A 6,743-nucleotide genomic window follows, 5' to 3' on the forward strand; every position below is an offset into this window, starting at 1 on the left:
CTGCGGAGATCACAGCAGATAGGGTATGATATAGCGATAGCTGATAAACCCGCCATAGCGTCTTTGTTCCGGCCAGAAAGCGGGTATCCCGACTCGACAACAGCCAAGGAGCGTCTAGCCCATGACCGTGATTCGCCAGGATGATCTGATCCAGAGCGTCGCCGATGCCCTGCAGTACATTTCCTATTACCATCCCAAAGATTTCATCGACGCCATGGCGGCAGCTTATGAGCGCGAGGAGAACCCTGCAGCCAAGGATGCCATTGCACAGATTCTGATTAACTCGCGGATGTGTGCCTTCGGAAAGCGTCCGATCTGCCAGGACACCGGCATTGTCACCGTGTTTATCAATGTTGGCATGAACGTGCGCTTCGAAGCGGATATGAGTCTCGATGACATGATCAACGAAGGCGTACGCCGTGCCTATGCGCTACCAGACAACGTGCTGCGTGCTTCAGTGTTGGCGGATCCCGACGGCAAGCGGGAAAACACCAAAGACAACACCCCGGCAATCATCCATCATCGCCTGGTGCCCGGCGACACAGTGGATGTGCAGGTGGCAGCCAAGGGGGGCGGCAGTGAGGCCAAGTCCAAGTTCGCCATGCTCAACCCGTCTGACAGCGTGGTCGACTGGGTGCTGGAACAGCTACCCAAGATGGGAGCCGGCTGGTGTCCGCCAGGCATGTTGGGCATCGGGATCGGAGGTACCTCCGAAAAAGCTATGTTGTTGGCCAAAGAAGCACTGATGGATCCGATTGATATTCAGGAGTTGCAGACTCGCGGCGCATCCGATCGCGCCGAGGAGTTGCGTCTTGAGCTGTTTGAAAAAGTTAATCAGAGCGGAATCGGCGCCCAAGGGCTGGGTGGCTTGACCACGGTGCTCGACATCAAGGTCAGGGATTACCCGACCCATGCAGCCAACAAACCGGTTGCGATCATCCCCAACTGCGCAGCGACCCGCCATGCACATTTTGTACTGGACGGCTCAGGTGCAGCGGCACTACCGGCGCCAAAACTGGAAGACTGGCCGGAGATCACCCGCGAGGCTGGCGATAACGTCAAGCGCGTGAACCTGGATACCATTACGCCAGAAGAAGTACTAACCTGGCAGCCGGGTGACACTCTGCTACTTAACGGCAGGTTGTTGACTGGCCGGGATGCCGCCCACAAGCGCATGACCGAGATGCTGGCCAAAGGTGAATCACTACCGGTTGACTTGAAAGGGCGCTTTATCTACTACGTGGGTCCGGTTGATCCGGTGCGTGATGAGGTCGTTGGTCCGGCGGGCCCCACCACAGCGACCCGCATGGATAAATTTACCCGTACACTGCTTGAGCAGACCGGCTTGCTGGGGATGGTTGGCAAGGCAGAACGTGGTGATGCTGCCATCGAAGCCATCCGCGACAACAAGGCCGTTTATCTGATGGCCGTCGGCGGTTCAGCTTACCTGGTCGCCCAGGCAATCAAGAAGTCGCGTGTGGTGGGCTTCGAAGACCTTGGCATGGAAGCAATCTATGAGTTCGAAGTCGAGGATATGCCGGTCACTGTGGCGGTCGACAGCAAAGGCAGCTCAGTGCACAAGACGGGGCCAGCCAAATGGAAAGAGATAATTGCTGAGCGTGTCTGACGCATGAACATGTGGCAGACATGTTTTGCCAGCTTGTGTTTTGTACCCCTGTGTTTGTGCAATCCGGTGGCCCCGCAGCGGGCCACCGGATTCATCGCCTCTCACGTAAACGGATAGTTTCAACACCTGTACCCTGTTTTTAAATTGGCAACGTACTCAGGCATACGAGGTCAACATGGCGTCCTGGCTGCTGGGTGTGATCATCCCGCTCATCCATATTATTGGCATTCTCTCGGCGCTGCATTCGCTGATGTCCAGCCGTACCTCCCAGGGTGCCATCGCCTGGATTATCTCCCTGATCCTGATGCCTTATCTGGCTGTTCCTGCCTACTGGGTATTTGGCCAGCCGCGTTTCTATGGTTATGTTTCCGCCCGCGGCCACAAGGACACCGTCCTGCGTCGCGCTTTGGCTGAATATCGCAACAGCATGGGCCCTTACCTGGCAAGCAGCGAAAACCCCGATATCCTGGCCGTTGAGCGCCTGGCCCTGATGCCATTGACCCGGGGAAACTGCTGCGAACTACTGGTTGAGGGCGAGGCAGCTTTCGAGAGTATTTTTGCCGGTATTGATGCAGCGGAAGACTATGTGTTGGTGCAGTTTTATATCATCCGCGACGATGCTCTTGGCCAGCGTTTGCAGCAGCATCTTGTTGCTGCCGCAGAACGTGGTGTACACACCTGCTTGTTGTATGACGAGGTTGGCTCCCATCGGTTACCCAGGCGCTACCTGGAGCGCCTGATTAAGGCAGGGGTCATGGTCAGCGCTTTCCACTCATCGCGTTTAGGACGGCATCGCTTCCAGATCAACTTTCGTAACCATCGCAAGGTCACCGTGGTGGACGGCCGGTGGGGCTGGGTCGGTGGCTTCAACGTGGGCGTGGAGTACCTGGGCCAGCATGAGCATCACGGTGCCTGGCGTGACACCCATCTCAAGCTGACGGGTCCCAGCGTTCAGGGGCTGCAGGAGGCGTTCTGGGAAGACTGGCACTGGGCCACTGGCGATGTGCTGGAGCTCAACTGGACGCCACTCAGCAGTTGCGTGGAAGATCATCGCGTCGTCATCGTGCCATCTGGCCCGGCGGATCCCCAAGAAACCGCCAGTCTGCTAGTACAGCACGCCATTCACAGTGCTCAGCAACGGCTGTGGTTGACCAGTCCCTATTTTGTGCCCGACCGCAGCGTGCATGATGCCTTGCGGCTGGCCGCTATGCGTGGGGTGGATGTGCGCATCATCCTGCCCGAGCGGCCGGATCAACTACTGGTTTTCCTGTCCGCTTTCTCGTTTTTGCCCGACATGATTCGCGCAGGTATCAAGGTCTATCGATATCAGCCCGGCTTCTTGCATCAGAAGGTGATGTTGATCGACGATGAAGCCGCCAGTGTTGGCACCGTCAACCTCGACAACCGATCTTTTCGCCTGAATTTCGAGATTACGGCATTTCTGCCCGACAAGACGTTTGCCGCGACCATTGAGCATATGCTTGAGCAAGACTTGGCGGTCAGTCGCCGGGTAGAGCTAAGTGAAATAACCGACCGGTCCAGCTTGAGCAAATTGCTGTCACGGGCGGCTTATCTGCTTTCGCCTATTCAGTAAGCCGCTGGGTCAATTGCCCAGCAAAAAAGAGGGCGTCGCAGTGTGAAGTCTTTAGGCAAACAGTGTTGATCGTTAGTAGCGAAACGAGTGAGCAGGCCCAGAGCGGCAGCCAGTGAGTGTCGAGCCACAGCAGTGGTGGCGTACCATGAATGAAACAAAAAGGCGGGAATGGCAGTGAACCTCGAAACCAAATGGCTTGAAGACCTACTGGCATTGGCTCAGACGCGAAGTTTCTCTGCATCGGCGCGACAGCGTCATGTCACCCAGCCTGCGTTCAGTCGTCGTATACGTGCACTAGAACAGGCGCTTGGCACAACCCTGATAGACCGCTCAACCACACCGGTGGATCTCACTTCTGAAGGCCACCTGTTTGTCATAACAGCGCGCAATGTAGTGGAGCAGCTCAATGAAAGCCTGGGGCACTTGCGCGGGCTGTCCATTGCCCAGGAAGCACTGGATATCGTGGCAGCGCACTCATTGGCACTGAGTTTTTATCCGCCTTGGATTTCACGTTTGCAGGAAGGGCTGGGCCAGCTGCCAACACGCCTGGTGGCCATGAATGTCGGTGAAGCGATTCATGTGCTGCGCGAAGGTAAGTGTGACCTGATGCTGGCGTATTATGACCCCTATGCCAGCATGCAGCTTGACGCCAAGGTGTTTCCCTCATTTTCCATTGGTCAGGTAAAAATGCTGCCGGTATGCTTGCCGGATGATCAGGGGCGTCCCATTTTCAGCCTCTCCGGTGACGGTGAAATTCCTTATCTATCTTACACCCAAGGCGCTTTTCTAGGCCGCAGTGTGCGCATGCTACTGAAAAACGATCCCTTGAGCCTGCGCTTGCGCACTGTCTATGAAACGGCCATGGCCGAAGGCCTGAAAGGCATGGTCATGCAGGGTATGGGGTTGGCCTGGCTACCCGACTTCTGTATCCGCAATGAACTCAGGAATGGCCGCTTGGTGCCGGCTGGCGAGCCGCGTCATGATGTACCGCTGGAAATCCGTCTGTATCGCTGTTCGCTGGTTCACAAGCCCGGGGTAGAACGTCTGTGGCGGCAGATGATGGAACTGCCCCGGGATGTTCTGCAAGGCTGAGAGAGTCACGCAGTTACTGCTGTGGTCAGGCTTCCAAGCCTCAGGATCATGAGCCCACAAAGCCGGTTGGCAGCCCGAGGAAATCCTGAATGATGAAAAAATGGTCTTCAAACAGGGAGTCGGGCTCTAGATCTGCCAGTGCGACCCAGCGTGCCTGGTCGCCACCCTTGACCGGTTTCAGCTGGGGAAGTTGCTGCTCAGGGCGCAAGGCAAAATAGAATGCCTCGGCCAAGGTACGGCCACGAGAACTGCGGTGTGGTTCGTCAAACATCCGTTGGGCACGTAAGGATCCTTTGAGCACCGGCTCGGGTATTTTGAGGCGCACACGCTCACGAAGCTCCCGCAAACAGGCGTCCAGTAGTCGTTCGTGGGGATTGATGAACCCACCGGGAAGTGCGTGCAGTCCTTTACCGGGCGAGGAGCGTCGCTTGGTCAGCAGCACGTGCCCCGACTGCACCACCACCGCATTGACGGTAACAAAGATTGGCGGATAGGGCGCCTGTGCCCATGCTGCCCGGTACTGATCCAGTAGCTGCTGCTCCTCAAGCAGTAGCCGGTAGGCTTCACTGTCAATGAACCCCTGGATGCTGGCGACCACACCTGGCGGCAGGTCATGACTGGCATTGGTATCCAGGTAGTCAAGTGCCGCGGCAGGTGAGCGAAACAGCCGTTCGCGGATCTGGCTTGCCGAGATGCCCTCTACCATGGGTACGCTGACGGATTCCCATTGCGGGAACAGTGACAGGTAGTAACTCGATTGGCCTCGTCTGGCACCAATCAGGCCGATGCGCGGAAGTCGAGCCAGATTGGGCGGCGCAAAATCACGTACTTTACGCTGCACATCACTGACCCAAACGTCGTTGTTGTAGAGCGCGTCAAGCAGGGGGACAAATTCAAGGCGCGAGGCACTCTCACTATCAAAGGCGCTACGCAGCATCTGGCTGCGCTCTTCAAAGCGCCAGGGATTCCGCAAGGAACGGGCCTGCCAGGCAGAGCCGACCAGCACAATAACCTTGCGGGCACATTTCAGCGCCTGATGTATGACGGCTAGATGTCCCAGGTGTGGGGGCTGGAAGCGACCGATAAATACCAGGCAATCGAAATCAGGTGTGTCATGCTGTGGTTCCAGCAGTTGTTCCCGTCGCTCCAATGATTGTGTCATACCGCACTCCGCAATTCCGATGCATCATTATGCTGAGGCGGCGTTAAGCACGCAAACAGCCTGCAATACTCTGGTTGCTTCGGTATGCTGCGGCGCTTGAGGTAAGTTGATTAGGGTAGGAGGCCCGCGATGAAGTCAATGATCTTGTTCTGGTTTGGCGTAGTGCGCAATGCCATCAAACTGTGGTTGGAGTGCAACGCTTTCAGCTACGCTGGTTCGCTGGCATTTTACACGCTGTTTTCATTGGCGCCGACCGTCATCATTGCGGTCACGGTTATCGGCCTGGTGCTCGGCGAGGATGCCGCCACCGGTCAGATAGTCGAGCAGCTTGAGGGCACCATGGGCAAGGGGGCCGCTGAGGCGATCCAGAATGCCGTGGCCCAGTCGCGCATACAGGAATCAGGGTTGCTTCCTTCCCTCCTTGGTGTTGGCGCCCTGTTGGTGGGTGCTACCACGGTGTTTGGCCAGATGCAGTTTTCACTCAATACATTGTGGGGAGTGACGGCCCGACCCACCGTAAACAGCGTCTGGATTTTTATCAAGAAGCGCTTTCTTTCTCTGACGGTGGTTGTCGCTATCGGCTTCATCTTCCTGGTTTCACTAGCTCTTGGGGTCGTTGTCAGAGCGATGCTAAGTGCTGCTGACAGTCTGATGCCGTTTGTCGGCCTGCTGACCAGCGGCGCTGAGTTTCTGGTTTCCTTGGTCGTTGTTATCGCGCTGTTTGCGACCATCTTCAAGGTGTTGCCAGATGTCGTGGTCAGCTGGCGGGACGTCCTGGTTGGGGCGGTGGTGACCGCCTTGCTATTTGTTATTGGCCGCATGGCGATAGCCACCTATCTGGCCCATACCGCCACAGCTTCAACCTACGGGGCGGCGGGCTCGGTGGTGGTCATCCTGCTGTGGGTTTATTATTCGTCGCTGATCCTGCTATTTGGAGCTGCCTTTACTAAGTGCCACCTGCTGGCCACGGGCCGACAGGTTATTCCACGTAATACCGCTGTGCGCGTAAGTCACGAGCTACTGACGGAAGACTCTGGCGTTGCCCAGCGTCATCATAGTGACATCTCAGACAGGCCAGTGGCGAACAGTGATGGCGATAAGGCGGCTGAGAGTTCGGCGTCGGATCAACATCATCGTGAGGTACAAACACCGCCAACAGCGAGCTGATCTAACGATACTCAGAGGTATTGGGGGCAGGCCCCCTGGACGGTAATTAGCGAACATCCGCGTAAACCCTCGCCCAGTGCGGGCGGGGATACAAGCGGGAA

5 protein-coding genes are annotated in these 6,743 nt (G+C 56.8%); 4 read left to right on the plus strand and 1 reads right to left on the minus strand.

The features are described from left to right. Positions 1–121 precede the first annotated feature (121 nt). The 3 genes from ACTH3D_RS12040 to ACTH3D_RS12050 all read left to right on the plus strand — a co-directional run bounded on the left by ACTH3D_RS12040 (position 122) and on the right by ACTH3D_RS12050 (position 4,313). Positions 122–1,627 carry a fumarate hydratase gene (locus tag ACTH3D_RS12040; RefSeq protein WP_441667369.1) on the plus strand — a complete coding sequence of 502 codons (1,506 nt, stop codon included), beginning with the start codon at positions 122–124 and terminating at the stop codon, positions 1,625–1,627. 175 nt (positions 1,628–1,802) lie between these two features. Then, positions 1,803–3,221, plus strand: coding sequence for a cardiolipin synthase (cls, locus tag ACTH3D_RS12045; RefSeq protein WP_441667370.1), 1,419 nt, complete (start codon positions 1,803–1,805; stop codon positions 3,219–3,221). Positions 3,222–3,395: 174 nt separating this feature from the next. After that, positions 3,396–4,313: a LysR substrate-binding domain-containing protein gene (locus ACTH3D_RS12050; protein ID WP_441667371.1), complete on the plus strand. Its 918-nt coding sequence runs from the start codon at positions 3,396–3,398 to the stop codon at positions 4,311–4,313. Between the two features lie 46 nt (positions 4,314–4,359). On the opposite strand, the gene ACTH3D_RS12055 is transcribed toward ACTH3D_RS12050, so the two are convergent. Beyond that, positions 4,360–5,475 carry a bifunctional nicotinamide-nucleotide adenylyltransferase/Nudix hydroxylase gene (locus tag ACTH3D_RS12055; protein WP_441667372.1) on the minus strand — a complete coding sequence of 372 codons (1,116 nt, stop codon included), beginning with the start codon at positions 5,473–5,475 and terminating at the stop codon, positions 4,360–4,362. A gap of 129 nt (positions 5,476–5,604) precedes the next feature. Here ACTH3D_RS12055 and ACTH3D_RS12060 point away from each other — a divergent pair, with 129 nt between their 5' ends. Further along, entirely contained in the window at positions 5,605–6,642 is a 1,038-nt protein-coding gene (locus ACTH3D_RS12060; RefSeq protein WP_441667373.1) for a YihY/virulence factor BrkB family protein, read from the plus strand. Positions 6,643–6,743 lie beyond the last annotated feature (101 nt).

It is taken from the genome of Halomonas sp., assembly GCF_052095765.1.
GTDB lineage: Bacteria > Pseudomonadota > Gammaproteobacteria > Pseudomonadales > Halomonadaceae > Halomonas.

Coding starts and splice junctions, on each gene's coding strand:
- ACTH3D_RS12040 (WP_441667369.1), top strand. CDS start 122: ATGACCGTGATTCGCCAGGATGATCTGATCCAGAGCGTCGCCGATGCC.
- cls (WP_441667370.1), top strand. CDS start 1,803: ATGGCGTCCTGGCTGCTGGGTGTGATCATCCCGCTCATCCATATTATT.
- ACTH3D_RS12055 (WP_441667372.1), bottom strand. CDS start 5,475: ATGACACAATCATTGGAGCGACGGGAACAACTGCTGGAACCACAGCAT.
- ACTH3D_RS12060 (WP_441667373.1), top strand. CDS start 5,605: ATGAAGTCAATGATCTTGTTCTGGTTTGGCGTAGTGCGCAATGCCATC.